This is a genomic window from Rosenbergiella australiborealis (assembly GCF_018494035.1).
GTDB classification, from domain to species: domain Bacteria; phylum Pseudomonadota; class Gammaproteobacteria; order Enterobacterales; family Enterobacteriaceae; genus Rosenbergiella; species Rosenbergiella australiborealis.
This window is the reverse complement of sequence record NZ_JABBFO010000002.1, coordinates 429,430-445,724: the sequence shown is the minus strand read 5'-3', so window position 1 is coordinate 445,724 and position 16,295 is coordinate 429,430. Positions and strand designations below refer to the sequence as shown.

Annotated in this window: 14 protein-coding genes and 1 tRNA gene; 14 read left to right on the top strand and 1 reads right to left on the bottom strand. The window is 48.4% G+C overall.

Translation table 11 applies throughout. The features are described from left to right. Positions 1-208: 208 nt before the first annotated feature. The 14 genes from HGT73_RS04720 to HGT73_RS04655 all read left to right on the top strand — a co-directional run bounded on the left by HGT73_RS04720 (position 209) and on the right by HGT73_RS04655 (position 15,819). A tRNA-Leu gene (locus HGT73_RS04720) sits at positions 209-295 on the top strand. Positions 296-919: 624 nt separating this feature from the next. Further along, complete coding sequence (locus HGT73_RS04715) at positions 920-2,392, top strand: aldehyde dehydrogenase family protein (protein ID WP_214212492.1); 1,473 nt, start codon at positions 920-922, stop codon at positions 2,390-2,392. A gap of 28 nt (positions 2,393-2,420) precedes the next feature. Continuing rightward, the gene (locus HGT73_RS04710; protein WP_214212491.1) at positions 2,421-3,089 is read left to right on the top strand and encodes a haloacid dehalogenase type II; all 669 of its coding nucleotides are present in this window, start codon (positions 2,421-2,423) and stop codon (positions 3,087-3,089) included. 14 nt (positions 3,090-3,103) lie between these two features. Next, entirely contained in the window at positions 3,104-4,381 is a 1,278-nt protein-coding gene (locus HGT73_RS04705; RefSeq protein WP_214212490.1) for an NAD(P)/FAD-dependent oxidoreductase, read from the top strand. A 30-nt stretch (positions 4,382-4,411) separates the two neighbouring features. After that, positions 4,412-6,016, top strand: coding sequence for an ABC transporter substrate-binding protein (locus HGT73_RS04700; protein WP_214212489.1), 1,605 nt, complete (start codon positions 4,412-4,414; stop codon positions 6,014-6,016). Between the two features lie 20 nt (positions 6,017-6,036). Continuing rightward, positions 6,037-6,990, top strand: coding sequence for an ABC transporter permease (locus HGT73_RS04695; RefSeq protein WP_214212488.1), 954 nt, complete (start codon positions 6,037-6,039; stop codon positions 6,988-6,990). Further along, positions 6,990-7,841, top strand: a complete 852-nt coding sequence (locus tag HGT73_RS04690; RefSeq protein ID WP_214212487.1) for an ABC transporter permease — start codon at positions 6,990-6,992, stop codon at positions 7,839-7,841. Before HGT73_RS04695 ends, HGT73_RS04690 begins: the two co-directional genes overlap by 1 nt. After that, positions 7,838-9,508: an ABC transporter ATP-binding protein gene (locus HGT73_RS04685; RefSeq protein ID WP_214212486.1), complete on the top strand. Its 1,671-nt coding sequence runs from the start codon at positions 7,838-7,840 to the stop codon at positions 9,506-9,508. Before HGT73_RS04690 ends, HGT73_RS04685 begins: the two co-directional genes overlap by 4 nt. A 17-nt stretch (positions 9,509-9,525) precedes the next feature. After that, a complete protein-coding gene (locus HGT73_RS04680) occupies positions 9,526-10,857 on the top strand; it encodes an NAD(P)/FAD-dependent oxidoreductase (protein WP_214212485.1) in 1,332 nt (443 codons plus the stop codon). 9 nt (positions 10,858-10,866) lie between these two features. Beyond that, complete coding sequence (locus HGT73_RS04675) at positions 10,867-11,715, top strand: GNAT family N-acetyltransferase (protein WP_214212484.1); 849 nt, start codon at positions 10,867-10,869, stop codon at positions 11,713-11,715. After that, a complete protein-coding gene (locus tag HGT73_RS04670) occupies positions 11,715-12,641 on the top strand; it encodes a 2-hydroxyacid dehydrogenase (protein WP_214212483.1) in 927 nt (308 codons plus the stop codon). The genes HGT73_RS04675 and HGT73_RS04670 overlap by 1 nt, the downstream gene beginning before the upstream one ends. Continuing rightward, positions 12,641-13,774, top strand: a complete 1,134-nt coding sequence (locus tag HGT73_RS04665) for a M20 aminoacylase family protein (RefSeq protein ID WP_214212482.1) — start codon at positions 12,641-12,643, stop codon at positions 13,772-13,774. Before HGT73_RS04670 ends, HGT73_RS04665 begins: the two co-directional genes overlap by 1 nt. A gap of 115 nt (positions 13,775-13,889) precedes the next feature. Continuing rightward, positions 13,890-15,191 carry a 4-aminobutyrate--2-oxoglutarate transaminase gene (gabT, locus tag HGT73_RS04660; RefSeq protein ID WP_214212481.1) on the top strand — a complete coding sequence of 434 codons (1,302 nt, stop codon included), beginning with the start codon at positions 13,890-13,892 and terminating at the stop codon, positions 15,189-15,191. Between the two features lie 106 nt (positions 15,192-15,297). Continuing rightward, positions 15,298-15,819 (top strand): Lrp/AsnC family transcriptional regulator, encoded by a 522-nt coding sequence (locus tag HGT73_RS04655; protein WP_214212480.1) that lies wholly within the window; start codon positions 15,298-15,300, stop codon positions 15,817-15,819. A gap of 161 nt (positions 15,820-15,980) precedes the next feature. Here the strand turns inward: HGT73_RS04655 and HGT73_RS04650 are convergent, their stop codons facing one another. Continuing rightward, positions 15,981-16,286: a hypothetical protein gene (locus HGT73_RS04650; protein WP_214212479.1), complete on the bottom strand. Its 306-nt coding sequence runs from the start codon at positions 16,284-16,286 to the stop codon at positions 15,981-15,983. Positions 16,287-16,295: the final 9 nt, after the last annotated feature.

Below are 16,295 nucleotides of genomic sequence, written 5' to 3'. Positions count from 1 at the left end.
AATCGGTAGACACAAGGGATTTAAAATCCCTCGGCTGTAAGGCTGTGCGGGTTCAAGTCCCGCCCTGGGCACCACCGATATTGATAATTGTACATTGTGCAATATCGAATCAGCGCGAAAGCGAAAGTCAGTAAACAGTACTCCCCGCTTGGGAGTCTGTAGTTTTAAAGCATTATCTTTTCTCATTCTTGATAATGTAAAAGAATTTGCCCAGGTGGTGAAATCGGTAGACACAAGGGATTTAAAATCCCTCGGCTGTAAGGCTGTGCGGGTTCAAGTCCCGCCCTGGGCACCACCGGTTCTAATGTATAAAAATGAGCACTTTGTGCAAATTTGCTTAACCGCCGAAAGGCGGTTTTTCTTTTCTAGTCTCCCATCACTGTTTCATTATCTCTTCTATAACCCGACAATAAGATACCCCCCTAGAGTAATGCTAAAAACTCCTTCACTTTTCGCTCGCCTTACTATTTTACCTTGTAGGCTGACGATAACTCTTACTGCGACAGTTTTACGCCCCGAAGCAATATTCCCCAAGCACGTCATCTTCTGCTTGAGAGTCATTGAGACATATTTTTTAACCCTATGATAAATAATGGATAGTGGCTCAGTGATGGCATAAAGCGTTATATCAGCGATCTCGCTTCGTCAGCCAATCATAAATGAAACGTTACCCTATGGTGCAAGAATAAACAGCTTGCATGATTTTGGTTCGTTTTATTCACACTTGCGTGCTTCTCCCTTTACTCCTTTTTTCCAGATTTCGAGAAAAACATTTTCTCGGCATAAAATTTTTTCATGGCGACTTAAAACGCATTTAATTTTTTTTCATCTTGTTGGCACATATCCTGCTTTATAAGCATCAGTAATGCTTTTTTCTCTTAAGTTCTTAATTATTTCATCCCCTTGATATGGTGGACTTATGCTAAGTTTTGAGCCGGATAGCGTTTCTTTTAGTACCGGAAATTTTATAGATGGTCAGCACTGTGTACCGACTGAGCGCGACATTGAGGTACGCCGTCCGTCTGACGGTAAAGTCTATGCAGCTATTCCTGATAGCAGCGCTGAACTCGTGTCACAGGCAGTGGAAAACGCAGAGGCAACACGTATAAGTAGCGGCTGGTCGACCTGCTCGCCACGTCAGCGGGGTGCTATCCTTAATCGCTGGGCGGATCTTATTGAGAACGACGCCCCCTATCTTGGCCAACTTGAAGCCTTAGGATCGACACGTCCCATCTCGGATGTTATTAACCACGAAATTCCCTTCACGGCTGAAGCCATCCGTTTTTATGCGGAATGTGCAGACAAATACAGTGGTGACTTACTGCCTACCCGTCAAGGCAGTTTAGGGATGTTAGTTCCTGAACCTTATGGTGTCGTCGGCGCAATTACACCCTGGAATTTTCCATTATCGATGGCGTCGTGGAAATGTGGTCCAGCACTGGCGGCGGGTAACGCGGTTGTGCTGAAACCTTCTGAGCTGACTCCTTTCTCGACCTTACGTATGGCTGAACTCGCTGTACAAGCAGGGTTACCTGCCGGGGTACTTAATATTGTTCAAGGCAGTGGTCTGACAACGGGAAGTGCACTGGTTAAGCATCCACTCGTACGTAAAATCTCCTTCACAGGATCTACGGCCACCGGGGCGCGGATTATGAGTGATGCCGGTTATAACGGTATGAAACCTGTGACTCTTGAGTTGGGTGGAAAGAGTCCACAATTGGTATTTGACGATGCAGGCGATCCTGTAGAAGTTGCTAAGCGCATTGTACGCGGCTTTACGGCAAATGGCGGTCAGGCATGCGTCGCAGGCACACGTCTTATTGTGCAGCGCGGTATTGCTCCCGCATTAATTGACCAGCTTATTGCTCTTTGCCAGCAGTTTCAGCCAGGCAATACTTGGTTAGCCTCCACCTCTTACTCACCGTTAATCGATCAACGCCAAGGTGAAAAGGTGCAAAGCGTTATTCATCATGCCTGCCAACAAGGTGCGGAAATAGTTGTGGGAGGAGAGCGTTTTGACCATACCGAGGATGGCTTGTTCTGGCAACCGACCCTATTGACTGGTGTTAGCGCTGATAATTGTGCTGTTCAAGAAGAGATCTTTGGCCCCGTGCTGACCGTGCAATATTTCGATGATGAAGATGAAGGGATATCTCTCGCCCAGCATAACATTTATGGCCTTTGCGCGGGTGTTCATACCCAAAACCTCGCCGTAGCGTTACGCGCCATGCAAGCCTTGAATGCAGGAACGGTATGGATTAACCGCTACGGACGGAGTGGCGATTTTATTATCCCTACCGGAGGCTTTATGGGCTCGGGTATTGGTAAAGATTTAGGCCGTCAGGCATTCCAAGCCTGTCAGCGTCAAAAAAGCGTGCTTATCGATTTTTAATTTCTGTCAGTCGAACGGAGACAATTTCATGGCTGTGTGGACCCCAAAATTCATTACTTTTGACTGTTACGGTACCCTGATTAACTTTGATATGGCAGGGGCTGCCCGCCGCTGTTATACCGATAGGGTGGGTGCCGATATTATGCCGGCTTTTATTACCGATTTTGCCCGTTTTCGGCTTGATGAAGTCCTCGGTGCGTGGAAACCCTATTACGATATTGTCAGCAGTGCGCTGCAAAGAACTTGTCGTAAATGGCAAGTGGAATGGCAACCGCAAGATAGCGATTTTATTTATGCCGATTGCAAAACCTGGACGGCTCATCCAGATGTCCCTGAAGGGTTGCGTAAAATTGCGCCATCAATCCCCTTAGTATTATTAACAAACTCGATGAATGATCTGATCCCTCATCATGTACCACGCCTAGGTGCGCCGATCCATATGACCATCACCGCGGAAGAAACGGGTGCTTATAAACCTGCAATGCGTGGGTTTGAATACATGCTCAATAAACTGGAATGTGGACCTGACGAGATCCTGCACGTCTCTTCAAGCCTACGTTATGACCTGATGACAGCGCATGATCTGGGGATAAAAAATAAAGTTTTCGTTAATCGTGGGCATGAACCGGGTTGTCCGGCATATGGCTATACCGAGATTAACGATATAAGTGAATTGCCGGCTGTTGTGGGTCTCTGATGGGGGAAAGCCGCATGAAATTGGAATCATTTTGGCAACATACCGCACCGGTCTTTACCGGTGAGTGCCAGAACCCCCTACCACAAAGCGCCTCGGTAGTGATTATTGGTGGCGGATTTAGTGGGATCTCGGCAGCGCGGCACTTGGCACGTCAAGGGATCGAGGTGGTAGTGCTGGAAAAAGAAACCGTGATGAGTCAGGCTTCAGCCCGCAACGGCGGGCACTGCAATACCGGTGTTGCTCAAAACTTTGCCAGTTTAGTGGCGAGTAAAGGATTAGAAAAGGCCACCGCATTCTATCGTGCCTATGATCAAGCGGTAAGCTACGTCGAATCAGTGATCGATGAAGAGGCGATTGACTGCGATTTTCGGTTGTGTGGCAAAATTAAGTTAGCCAGCAAGCCCGGCCATTTTGCCTCCTTACAGGCGGCGGCTGAACTGATGCGTAAAACGGTCGATCCTGACGTAGTGCTTCTCTCTGCCAGTGAAATTCGTCACGAAGCGAATAGCGAGGCTTTTCATGGCGGCTTGTTGCAACAGCGCGGCGGCCAGATGCATATGGGTAAATTTGGGATAGGTCTGGCTGAATCGGCAGCACGAGCAGGAGCAAAAATTTATCAGCATCATGCGGTCACTGGGCTATCGCGCTTATCAGGGTACCAGCATCGTATTGAGACAGATAAAGGCAGCATCATTGCTGATAAAGTTCTGCTTGCCACTGGCTGTTCAAACAGCGGGCCATTCCCTTGGTTTCAGCGTCGAATTGTACCGGTAGGCAGTTTCATTATCACCACGGCCCCCATTCCCAAAAAGCTACTCACCGAACTGTTGCCTCATGACCGGACCTATGTGACCTCAATGAATGTCGGTAACTATTTTCGGACCACCGTGGATAACCGCTTAGTGTTTGGGGGAAGAGCACGTTTTTCTATGAGTAATCCGACGCAAGACAGCCGCAGTGGTGCAATTTTACGTAACACCTTACATCAACTTTTCCCAGCGCTAGCTCATACACCGATTGACTACTGCTGGGGCGGCTTAGTTGATATGAGTGCTGACCGACTCCCGCATGCAGGAGAACAAAATGGGTTGTTCTACACCCTAGGCTATAGCGGTCATGGCACTCAAATGTCCGTGTTTATGGGGCGGGTAATGGCTGACTTAATAAGTGAAAAGGGCGACGACAACCCCTGGGAAAATACGTCTTGGCCTGCGGTACCGGGTTACTTCGGCAAACCGTGGTTCCTTCCTTTGACAGGGCTGTATTACAAAACAAAAGACCGGCTGTTCTGATAACAACAACAAGTATTGGGAGAGAAGTGGATGAAAAAAGATGATGAACAGTATCTGAATAGTGCTCAACTTAGTACCCTACTAAAACAAGGTGCGATGTCGCGTCGCAACGTGTTAAAGATGTTATCTGCCGGTGCGGTAATGTCGACCGGTATCATCGGTTTCCCCGATCTTGCCCTGGCTGACTCAGTACCGGTAAAGGGTGGGAAAATGCGAGCGGCTATGTCTAACGCTTCAGCGACCGATACCCTTGATCCGGCGAAAGCGAATAACAGTGCCGACTATGCCCGTCAATTTCTCTTCTACAACGCCCTGATGGAAATCGATGATACGCTGGTTGCCACACCGGCCTTAGCCTCCTCGATCCACTCTGATGATGGGATCACTTGGCAGGTCAAACTGCGCCAAGGCGTGACCTTCCATAATGGTAAAAATTTAGTCGCCGACGATGTCGTATGGTCGCTGTTACGCCATCAAGATCCGGCGGTTGCTTCTAACGTCTTCTCCTTAGCGCAGCAGTTTAAAAGTATCACAGCCGTTAATGCACAAGAAGTCGCCATTGTACTCAGTGGCGCTAATTTCGATCTGCCATTAATGTTGGCATTACCCGCATTTTTAATCATCCCGGCCAAAACAACTGACTTTACCAAAGGCATTGGCACCGGACCATTTACATGCCAAACCTTCGTTCCGGGAATGCATACTATTGGTGTTCGTAATCCGAACTATTGGAAACCGGGATTACCACACCTTGACGAAATTGAGTTACTCGGCGTCACTGACCAAGCCGCTCGCGTCAACGGACTACTATCTGGTGACCTGCATATCTGTTCTGCCATTAACCCCGGTTATGCTAAACAACTGGAGGCTTCTGGTGGACGTTGCAAGATTTTAGAGAGTAAATCGGGCATGTATACGGATCTTATCATTCGTACCGATATTGCTCCCGGTAACAACGCGGATTTTGTCATGGCAATGAAGTACTTGCAGCCTCGTGAAATGATGGTCAAAACGGCATTACAAGGATATGGTACCGTAGCCAACGATACACCAGTCCCCCCTTGGCACCCGTTATACAATGCTGAGCTCAAACCCCGGCCGATCGATCTCGATAAAGCCCGTTTCCATCTGAAAAAAGCAGGAATGCAAGGCGCTAAGGTTGAGGTGATCACTACCACAACGTTAGATGGTGCGATTGAAGGGGGCTTGATGATGCAAAATATCGCGCAACAAGCAGGGTTGAATATTAATTTACGTCGCGTCCCTTATGAAGGCTACTGGTCAGCACACTGGATGAAAGATCCCATCGGCTATGGCTCAATCAACCCGCGACCCACCTTAGATTTATCATTTTCTCAATTTTACTTATCCAACTCAGCCAACAATGAGTCGAAATGGCATAACCCTCAGTTTGACCAACTGGTCGTTGCCGCTCGCGGTGTCCAAGATCCGACAAAACGTAAACAGATGTATGACGACATGCAGAAGTTAATTTATGACGATTGTGGAACCTTAATCCCGATGTTTGTCAGCTCATTAGATGGTTACAGCAACAAAGTACAGGGGCTGAAATCTTGGCCAGCAGGCATGATGATGGGCTATCGCTTTAGTGAGAATGTCTGGTTATCGGCATAAGTGAGAGTAAGGAGTGAGCGATGAATCGTTTTATGTTGTTGCTGATTGCCCGACGTATCGGGGCGGGAATACTAACGCTGGTGATTGTCTCAGCAGTAGTATTTTTTATCACCAGCTTATTACCGGGGGATGCTGCTCAGATGATCCTTGGGCAAAATGCGACACCTGAAACGGTTGCTGCATTACGTCATGAGTTAGGATTGGACCAGCCGCTGCTGGTCCGTTATTACCAATGGTTTATTGCACTTTTCTCCGGCAACTTTGGAACCTCCTTTGTCAGTCATCTTCCGGTTGCCCAGTTGATAGCCTCTCGTATTCCTGCCAGCCTTGAATTGGCGGCCGTGACCACTGTCGTATCGGTACCTCTAGCGCTGGTGATTGGTATTACCGCTGCGATGAATAGAGATAAGTGGTTGGATAACACGCTGATGGTATGCACGATGGCCACCGTAGCCGTTCCAGAATTTTTAATCGCCACCGTAGCAGTTATGATTTTTGCGGTGCGGCTACATTGGGTCTCTGCCATGTCTTTTGGCGATCCAAACCTCGATATTCTCAGTTTTATCAAAGCCTATGCCTTGCCAGTATTAACCTTATGCTGCGTCCTAACCGCGCAGATGGCACGAATGACGCGTTCTGCAATCATTAACCAGCTAAATAGCCCATACATTGAAATGGCTGTACTCAAAGGCGTTTCGCCTATGCGTGCGGTACTGCGCCATGCGCTACCCAACGCGGCGGGGGCTATTGCTAACGCGATGTCTTTAAGCCTTTCTTATTTGTTTGGTGGGGTCATTATTATCGAAACCATCTTCAACTATCCGGGCTTGGCAAGCCAACTGGTCGATGCGGTCAGTAACCGAGATTTACCGGTGGTACAGATTTGCGTGATGCTTTTTGCAGGATGTTACTTGGTGCTTTTACTGCTTGCTGATGTCGTCACCATTGCTTTTAACCCAAAATGGAGAGGCTAATGAAATATTTACGCTCACCTTGGTACTTCTTTCTCGCTCTGACCCCAACCGGGCGTTTAGGACTGCTCATTTCTCTATTCTGGGTCGTGATTGCCCTTTTCGGACAGTATGTTGCGCCGTATTCAATTAATGATATTGGGGCTGGGCCAATGTTCGAGGGGATTTCAGCTCACTATTGGTTAGGCACTGACTATCTAGGAAGAGATATTTTAACGCGCATTATTTATGGGAGCCGCTACTCCATTGGCCTAGCTCTCACCGCGGCAATACTCGCCAGTATGGTCGGGGTGCTACTGGCACTGTTGGCGGCGGTAACGGGACGTTGGGTCGAAGAAGTTTTGGGTCGAATTAACGATGCGTTACTGGTTCTGCCCGGCAAAGTACTGTCATTAATGATTGTCGCGGTATTTGGTTCTTCATTGCCGATGTTAATCATCACGGCGGTCTTTACCTACTGGCCCGGTGCCTACCGGATTGCGTTCTCTTTAGCCAGTCAACTACGCAATATGGATTATGTTCGCGCCTCAAAACTGCGGGGAGAAAGCCGCTGGTATCTGGCGGTTCAGGATATTTTACCGAACATGATCCACTCAATGCTGACTGATTTTGGTTTGCGCTTTGTTTACATCGTCCTATTGCTCAGCGGTTTAAGTTTCTTAGGGCTGGGGGTGCAGCCACCGCAAGCGGATTGGGGCAGTCTCGTGCGCGAGAATTTACAAGGATTATTTGATGGGTCGCCAGCTATTTTAATGCCAGCCATCGCGATTGCCAGTCTGACGATTGGCGTCAACCTCTTTATCGATAGTCTACAAAACATGCGTCCATTATCACGCGCTGAGGAGGGGGTATGATTGTTAATTTTACGCCAGTGACGCCGGTCGTTGTGGTAGATAATCTACAAGTTAGTGCGATTAATCGTGGGCGAGAAACCGTTCTGGTGAGCGATATTCGCTTTTCAGTTAACAAGGGTGAAGTGCTTGCCCTTATTGGCGAATCGGGTTCAGGTAAAACCACAATTGCTATGGCCTTAATGGGCTATGCTCGCCACGGATGTCAAATCACCGATGGGCGTATTACGGTTGCGGGCCAGGATGTTCGAGCTATGACGCCTTCCGCGCTGCGTCAGTTTCGTGGCAATAAGATTGCCTACATCGCACAGAGTGCGGCATCATCATTTAATCCCGGTATCAAAATTATGGATCAGGTTATCGAACCTGTCGTGATCCATCATTTGATGTCACGGGCTGATGCCAAAGCGAAAGCCATCGACCTTTTTCGAGAATTAGCCTTACCGTCACCGGAAACGATTGGCGACCGTTATCCTCACCAAGTCTCGGGTGGACAGCTACAACGCTTAATGACCGCAATGGCATTGATGGGCGACCCGCAAGTCATTATTTTGGACGAGCCGACCACTGCACTGGATGTCACAACGCAAGTTGAAGTGCTTAAGGCCTTCCGCCGTGTCGTGACACAACGGGGCATGACGGCCATCTATGTCAGTCACGACCTCGCCGTTGTCGCTCAAATGGCCGATCAGATCATGGTATTGCAACAGGGTAAAATCGTCGAGCATGGAGCGACCAGTGAATTACTCCACCATGCTCGAGAACCTTATACTCATCAGCTAATGAATGCCGCGCAGCATCAATCTCGCCCATCGAGTTGGAATCGTCATAACGACGATGTACAACCATTACTGGAGGTCCGTGATCTGGCCGTCGGCTATGGGCCGCGCAACCCAGAAGGGATACCGAAAATTCGGATTGTTGAAGCGATCAATTTACAGCTTTGGCGTGGGCAAGCGATTGGCATTATTGGCGAGTCTGGATCTGGGAAAACGACGTTAGCCCATGCCATCGCAGGACTCAACCCAGCTTGGTGTGGCCACCTATTATTCGATGATCACTATATTTCCAACGATCTTGCCGCACGGCGGCCGAAAGAGATGCAACAGATCCAGTACGTCTTCCAAATGGCAGATACGGCACTTAACCCCGCCCATACCATTCGCGATATTTTAAGTCGCCCGCTGAAACATTTTCATCAACTGCAAGGTGCGGCGTTAGACAAAGAGATTCTCGATTTACTGGCACTGGTCAAATTGCCAACCAGTCTGTTGCATCGTAAACCTGCCTCATTATCTGGCGGCCAAAAACAACGGGTGAATCTCGCTCGTGCTCTCGCGGCTCGTCCTGACTTGATTATTTGTGATGAAGTCACTTCTGCACTGGATACCGTCGTTGCGGCGGCAATTCTCGATTTAATTGCTGAATTACGACGTAAATTGCACTTATCTGTTCTGTTTATTAGTCACGACATGCATGCCATTCGTGCAGTCTGTGATGACATTATCGTGATGAAACAGGGCCGAGTGATGACCCAAATTGCCACAGAAGATTACAACAAACCTTCAAGTCATCTCTATTTTGAACGTCTAAAACGCGCTGTTCCTGAATTACGTCAGGGGTGGCTCGATGAACACCAGGAAACGCTAAAAGCGGAATTATATAATTAGTTGAGGATGATAACGTTATGCCGGCACTTATTCAGTATGTTCAGGACAGCCTATATCTGCCCGAGTCGGCAGATGTCGTGATTATTGGCGGAGGCATTGCGGGAGCTTCTGCCTGTTGGGAACTGGCTCGTCAAGGTGTCAGCGTTGTGCTAGTGGAAAAAGGATTAATTGGTGCAGAACAATCAAGCCGTAATTGGGGCTGGTGCCGTCAACAAAATCGTGATGAGCGTGAGTTACCGCTAATTATTCATGCATTACAGCGTTGGCAAACGTTGAATGAAGAAACGGGTGAAGAACTCGGTTTTCGTCGTACCGGCTTGGTTTATGCGACCCGTAATGAGCAAGATATTGCCGCTTGGGATAAATGGAACCAGATGGCAAAAAATTACCATATCCGCAGCAATATTCTTAATGCTGAACAGGCAAAGCAGATGACACCGGGCAGCACTACCTCGTGGAAAGGGGGAGTACATTCTCCTGACGATGGCCATGCTGAACCCTCAATGGCTGCACCGGGTCTGGTTCGCGCAGCGATGCGAAAAGGCGCCCAAGTATTTCAGCAGTGTGCCGTACGTGGACTGGATATCAGTGCAGGGCGGGTCAGCGGTGTGGTGACTGAACGTGGCACGATTAAGACGTCGCGGGTCATATGCGCCGCTGGGGTATGGACGTCTATGTTTTGCCGCCGACATGGTATAGAACTCCCGCTAGGTAATGTTATCGGCACAGCATTTCGTACCTTACCCATTAAACAAGCTATTGCCTTACCTTTCTATACCGAGCAGTTTGCTGTTCGTCCACAAATGGATGGCGGCTATACCGTATCAGTATCCGGTCGTGGTCGACTGGAAGCGGGTTTTCAAGGGCTTAAATATAGCCGCCAATTCTATTCCACCTTTAAAGCGCGTCGTAAAAACTTAACGATTGTCCCTTCCTTAAAACCTTTTATTAGCGGCCCTGAAGCGCTCGCAAACTGGTCTATGGATGGCCTGTCACCCTTTGAAAAAATACGTATTCTCGACCCGGCAGCTGACCAACAGATGGTACAAGAAGGACTTGCGGCGATGGTCCGTGAATTCCCTGAATTACAAGGGGTTCGCGTTGCCCAGTCCTGGGGGGGAATGATCGATAGCACGCCGGATGCTATTCCTGTCATTTCTGAAGTCGCTCAGCTTCCGGGGTTAATTCTTTCTGCTGGCTATAGCGGGCACGGTTTTGGCATCGGTCCTGGCGCTGGCCGGCTAGCTGCTGATTTAGCGACCAATAACCCGCCGATCGTAGACCCTACACCGTACCGTTACGCACGTTTAATTGATGGTAGTGGACTTGATACACCTGGAATGATGTAAGGATAAAGCATGACAATTGAATTACGCGCAATGCAACCCGCTGATCTTGAGCAAGGTTACCGTTTAAGCCAGCAAGTCAGTTGGCCACATCGTCGGGAAGATTGGCAACAAGCCTTAGCCCATGGAGCAGGGCTCGTTGCTGAAAATGAACAACAGATCGTCGGATGCGCGATTCTTTGGCCTTGGGGTGACACTCGTAGCACATTGGGGCTAGTCATTGTCGATCCCGCCTGCCAAGGCAAGGGAATTGGTAAAAAGTTAATCGACGCGCTATTGGCGAAAGTACCTAATGGTAATGTGCGTCTTCATGCCACCGAAATGGGGCAGGGACTGTATGAAAAATACGGTTTTATCGCGCAGGGCGCTATTTTTCAGCATCAAATTGCACAACTTCCTGAGTGTGAAGTGCTTGAACTGGCAGAGGATGAAACGATACGTCCGCTTCGTGAGGATGAACTGCCGACCCTGATTGATAAGGATAATCAATCCCACGGTTTGTATCGTCCCACATTGTGGAAAGACTTATTCGTGAGTGCTGAGTCGCTGCTTGTCTTGGATAAGGCCGGAGAGATACAGGGCTATATGACATTACGTAAATTTGGTCGAGGCAATGTTATCGGCCCGCTGTTAGCTAAAGATGAACAGTGCGCCCGGAAATTATTTTGTTATGCCGCGGCCCTTTTACAAGGTCAGTTTGTCCGAATGGATACCTATGGCCATACCCCTTTTTCTGATTGGCTAGTGACACAAGGCCTCCCGGTTATTGATGCCCCAGTCATGATGGTACGAGGTCTTCCGTGGCAACGCTCACCTGAGGCGATGATCGATTTTAGTTTTATGTCACAGGCGATGGGCTAATGAGTATCGTTTATTGGTCGAGCCGTCAACGTGGCGACATCTGGCAAGCGTGGTTAGCGGCCAATGCCCCTGACCTCCCTTTTTATCAATGGCCTGAAACCGGTGATCCTTGCGAAGTTCGTTACTTAGTGACTTGGGAGATCCCTGAGGATCTTCATAAACGATTTCCAAACCTCGCGGTTATTTTTTCCGTAGGGGCGGGAGCTGACCAGTTTATGACGGCACAAATTCCTGACGGCGTCACAGTCGTAAGAATGATTGAACCAGGATTGGTCGATGATATGGCCGCTTATATTACCTTTTCAGTGGTGAGTCTACATCGCGGCATACCGCGCTATCTTCGTCAACAACAGCAGCAAGTATGGCAAAAACAGGATGTTCCGCCAGCTTCGCGCTGTCGTGTCGGCCTACTTGGGCTGGGTAACTTAGGTCAGGCCTCTGCCCGGGTACTAATGTCACTGGGTTATTCATGCTCGGGATGGAGCCGTACGCCAAAATCGATCGCTGGGATGACGAGTTATGTTGGGGATAACCAATTGGCTGAGTTTCTTAAAGCGTGTGACATTCTTGTTTGTCTACTGCCATTAACGGATCGAACACGGGGCATTCTTAATCGACAACTATTTGATCAGTTACCGCACGGTGCGGGCTTGGTGCATGCTGGACGTGGTCAACACCTGGATCATCAAGCACTGATTGATGCCTTAGAGAGCGGCAAAATCAGTCACGCGGTCGTCGATGTCACCGATCCGGAACCGCTACCAGAAGGTCATCCCTTCTGGACACAGGCAAATCTCTGGTTAACGCCACATATTGCCAGTGAAACACATGCTGAAAGCTCAGTCAGCGTATTACTCGACAACATTCGCCGTCATCAGCAAGGTAAAGCAATGAACGGTGTCGTTGATCTTAATCGGGGGTACTAGTGGACGATTTAAAATGGTTAACATTGCGTCATCAATTACATCAACATCCTGAAACTGGGTTTCAAGAAATCCAAACTTCAGCCTTGATCGCTCAGTATCTTATTGAGTTGGGACTAGAGGTTGAACAAAATGTAGGTAAAACGGGGGTTGTAGGTGTATTGCAGGGGCGACAACCGGGGGAGCGGCTAATCGGTTTACGGGCAGATATGGACGCATTACCGATGGCGGATCAAGGAGAGAGTGCTTGGCGAAGCTGTCATCCAGGAATATCTCATGCTTGCGGGCACGATGGCCACACGGTGATGTTATTGGCAGCGGCTGAACAGTTAGCCCATAACCCCAATTTTGCCGGTCGGGTCTGTTTCATTTTCCAGCCGGCAGAAGAAGGGCTAGCTGGGGCAAAAGCGATGATTGAAGAGGGGTTATTCGAGCGTTATCCGTGCGACGCTCTCTATGCGATTCATAATTGGCCTGAACTGCCGGTGGGGGAATTACGCACGCGATCTGGCCCGATCATGGCGGCGGCAGATCGCTTTGATATTAGGCTGTCTGGAGGCGGAGGACATGCTGCACAACCTCATCTAACCGCTGATACTCTGCTGGCGGCCAGCGAGTTGGTGGTGGCTCTCAATACATTGGTCTCTCGTAAAATTACGCCTCATGAATCGGCACTATTGACGGTGACGCAAATTCACGGCGGTTCTTCCCATAATATGATCCCGGGCGAGGCATCGATCACCGGTACGGTACGTACCTTCACAGCTGCGGCACGAGATATCCTTGAGCAACAAGTACGCATCAAGACTAAACAGATTGGTGAGTCTTACGGATTACAGGCGGATATTCGCTATCATCGCTATTATCCGGCGACCTGTAACACTCCTCGTGAAGCACGACTGGCATTAGAGGCTGCAGAGCAGGCTGGATTGACGGCACAGCCTGCCGAATACCCGGCACTTACTTCTGAAGATTTTTCTTTTATGTTGCAGGAAAAACCTGGAGCTTATGTTTGGTTAGGCTCCGGGCCAAGCCACCCCTTACACCACCCCTGTTTTGATTTTAATGACAAGGTCATTCCCTATGGTGTCCGCTGGTTATGTGCCATCGTGCATAAAGAACTGGGGGAAATATAGGACTTCTTTTTTTAATAAAGCATTTTAACGTCATAAATATTAGCGCCACAGAACAGCGTGATGAACGGCGTAAATAGTGACAGCCCTTACCCTTAATTGAGAGCAGGTATCGATAATGAGTGATATGGTCATGGTAACAGAAGACGATCTCTGGCTGGATCGTCGCACAAAGAGCGTCCCTCGAGGTGTGGTAACCGCCCATCCTTTAGTCATCGAAAAAGCAAAAGGGAGTGAGGTCTGGGATACTGAAGGTAACCGGTACCTGGATTTTGTTGGAGGCATTGGTGTACTTAATGTCGGCCATAACCACCCGGCGATCGTTGCAGCGATAACGCGTCAGTTATCCAACGTCTCGCATGCTTGTTTTCAGGTTGCGGCTTATCCAGGGTATATCAGTCTCGCTGAACGATTAAATCAGTTAGTGGGCAAAGAGGTTGAATGCCAAAGTGTCTTTTTCACCAGTGGTGCCGAAGCGGTAGAAAATGCAGTAAAAATTGCTCGTGGATATACACAGCGTCCAGGAATTATTGCGTTTGATGGGGCCTTTCATGGTCGAACATTATTGGCCTCGACCTTGACGGGAATGAGTAGTCCTTATAAACAAAATTTTGGCCCGTTTGCGGGGGGCGTTTATCGTCTGCCATACCCTAATGAATACCGTAATATTACTGAACAACATTGCCTACACGCGCTTGAAACATTGTTTGCCGCCCAAATTACGCCAGACCAAGTGGCCGCGATCATTATTGAGCCAGTACAGGGGGATGGTGGCTTTCTTCCGGCCCCCCCTACCTTCATGCGGGCATTACGTCAGATCACCGAACAACATGGTATTTTGCTTATTTGTGATGAAGTTCAAACAGGGTTTGGTCGAACAGGTACGCTCTTTGCTTTTGAGCAATCGGAAATTATGCCGGACTTGGTGACCGTCGCCAAAAGTCTCGGCGGCGGGCTACCGATTTCAGGTGTCGTTGGACGCACTGAGATAATGAATGGCCCACTACCGGGCGGGCTAGGCGGAACCTATGGGGGTAATGCGCTGGCATGCGCTGCGGCACTCGCCGTGCTCGATGTGATTGAGGAAGAGAACTTACTCGCCCGCAGTGTACAAGCTGGGCATAAACTTCATCAGCGATTAAACCAGCTTGCAGAAAAATATCCCTGCATCGGGACAGTACGCGGTGTAGGCTTTATGCAGGCGGTTGAGATTGTCGATCCTGATACGGGTAAAGAAGATGCGCCCTTAACGGCTGAGATCCTCAGTGCAGCGTTTCATAAAGGACTGTTGCTGATAAAATGCGGCCTACATCGTAATGTGGTGCGGTTTCTTGCCCCATTGGTAACAACCGACTCTCAATTGGAAGAAGCCTTACACATTTTCGATATGGCCCTTGCTAAAGCCACCGGGCGAGTTTGAGCCTCATTATTACTTAATATTATATCTGGTACTCACAGTATTGCTTTACTGTTAGTATCGGGTATATCAGTATAAAGAAAAGTGACGGCTCTAGAACAGAGGTACTATGAACGGTTTATTAAAACTGGATCGCTTAGATATTGCTATTCTCTCCCACCTTCAAAAAGATGGACGTATTAGTAATGTTAATTTGGCTGATGCGGTCGGCCTCTCGCCAAGTCCCTGTTTACAGCGTGTAAAAAGACTCGAAGCCTCAGGCTTAATTTCCGGTTATCAGGCACATATTAATCTTCCCAAAATTACGCAATTCATTAATGTCTTCACTGAAGTGACTCTCAAAGGTCACCGCCGCGAAGATTTCCAGTGTTTTGAACAAGGGCTTAGTCAGGTCGATGAATTGATGGAATGTCATCTAATCACTGGAGGCTACGACTATCTACTTCGATTCGTCACTCGTACTATCGAGCATTATCAAGAAGTGATTGAAAACCTACTCGATGCAGGGCTAGGCATCGAAAAATATTTTAGTTATATCGTGATTAAATCACCCATAATCAAAAACAGTGTTCCATTGGAAAGCCTCTTGAACAATGCCCTACGTGGTCGAGATATTATTCTCACCGATTAAATACCCTTAACAGGGAAATCCTCAGCGCCGTATTGGCGGACGGTAGTTTTCCCATTTTGTTGGCAAAGAAAACGCCGAAAACCTTGCCGAAACGCAAGGTTTTAGCAATTTTTTGCTCTGCAAAACGGATAACTAATACGCAATACCGTGCGGCCTGATCATTAATGGCTACTCATTCCCACCATAAACTGTGAACAATTTGATGAGCTGGATGCGGATTGGATTTGCTGTTCGTCTAATTGAAAAGCATCACCCGCTGCACTATTCAACAAGTTTTTTTGTGAGACTTCCCCGAGGAGTCGGACTTGATCAGTAGCCAGCAAATGATTATCAACCGCTGCGTTAATCACACTGCAAGTCGCATTAATAATATTGTATTTACCGACGGTAGCGGAATGCGTTAACCAACCCGTTATGCCACCTAGTACCAGCCACATACCGATTACGACAAGTTTTTTAAAAGACATCAATATTCC

Bases quoted from the DNA above. Each gene is read 5' to 3' on its own strand.
- HGT73_RS04680 (WP_214212485.1), top strand. From the start codon at position 9,526: ATGCCGGCACTTATTCAGTATGTTCAGGACAGCCTATATCTGCCCGAG.
- HGT73_RS04700 (WP_214212489.1), top strand. From the start codon at position 4,412: ATGAAAAAAGATGATGAACAGTATCTGAATAGTGCTCAACTTAGTACC.
- HGT73_RS04705 (WP_214212490.1), top strand. From the start codon at position 3,104: ATGAAATTGGAATCATTTTGGCAACATACCGCACCGGTCTTTACCGGT.
- HGT73_RS04685 (WP_214212486.1), top strand. From the start codon at position 7,838: ATGATTGTTAATTTTACGCCAGTGACGCCGGTCGTTGTGGTAGATAAT.
- HGT73_RS04650 (WP_214212479.1), bottom strand. From the start codon at position 16,286: ATGTCTTTTAAAAAACTTGTCGTAATCGGTATGTGGCTGGTACTAGGT.
- HGT73_RS04710 (WP_214212491.1), top strand. From the start codon at position 2,421: ATGGCTGTGTGGACCCCAAAATTCATTACTTTTGACTGTTACGGTACC.
- HGT73_RS04715 (WP_214212492.1), top strand. From the start codon at position 920: ATGCTAAGTTTTGAGCCGGATAGCGTTTCTTTTAGTACCGGAAATTTT.
- HGT73_RS04670 (WP_214212483.1), top strand. From the start codon at position 11,715: ATGAGTATCGTTTATTGGTCGAGCCGTCAACGTGGCGACATCTGGCAA.
- HGT73_RS04690 (WP_214212487.1), top strand. From the start codon at position 6,990: ATGAAATATTTACGCTCACCTTGGTACTTCTTTCTCGCTCTGACCCCA.
- HGT73_RS04675 (WP_214212484.1), top strand. From the start codon at position 10,867: ATGACAATTGAATTACGCGCAATGCAACCCGCTGATCTTGAGCAAGGT.
- HGT73_RS04695 (WP_214212488.1), top strand. From the start codon at position 6,037: ATGAATCGTTTTATGTTGTTGCTGATTGCCCGACGTATCGGGGCGGGA.
- gabT (WP_214212481.1), top strand. From the start codon at position 13,890: ATGAGTGATATGGTCATGGTAACAGAAGACGATCTCTGGCTGGATCGT.
- HGT73_RS04655 (WP_214212480.1), top strand. From the start codon at position 15,298: ATGAACGGTTTATTAAAACTGGATCGCTTAGATATTGCTATTCTCTCC.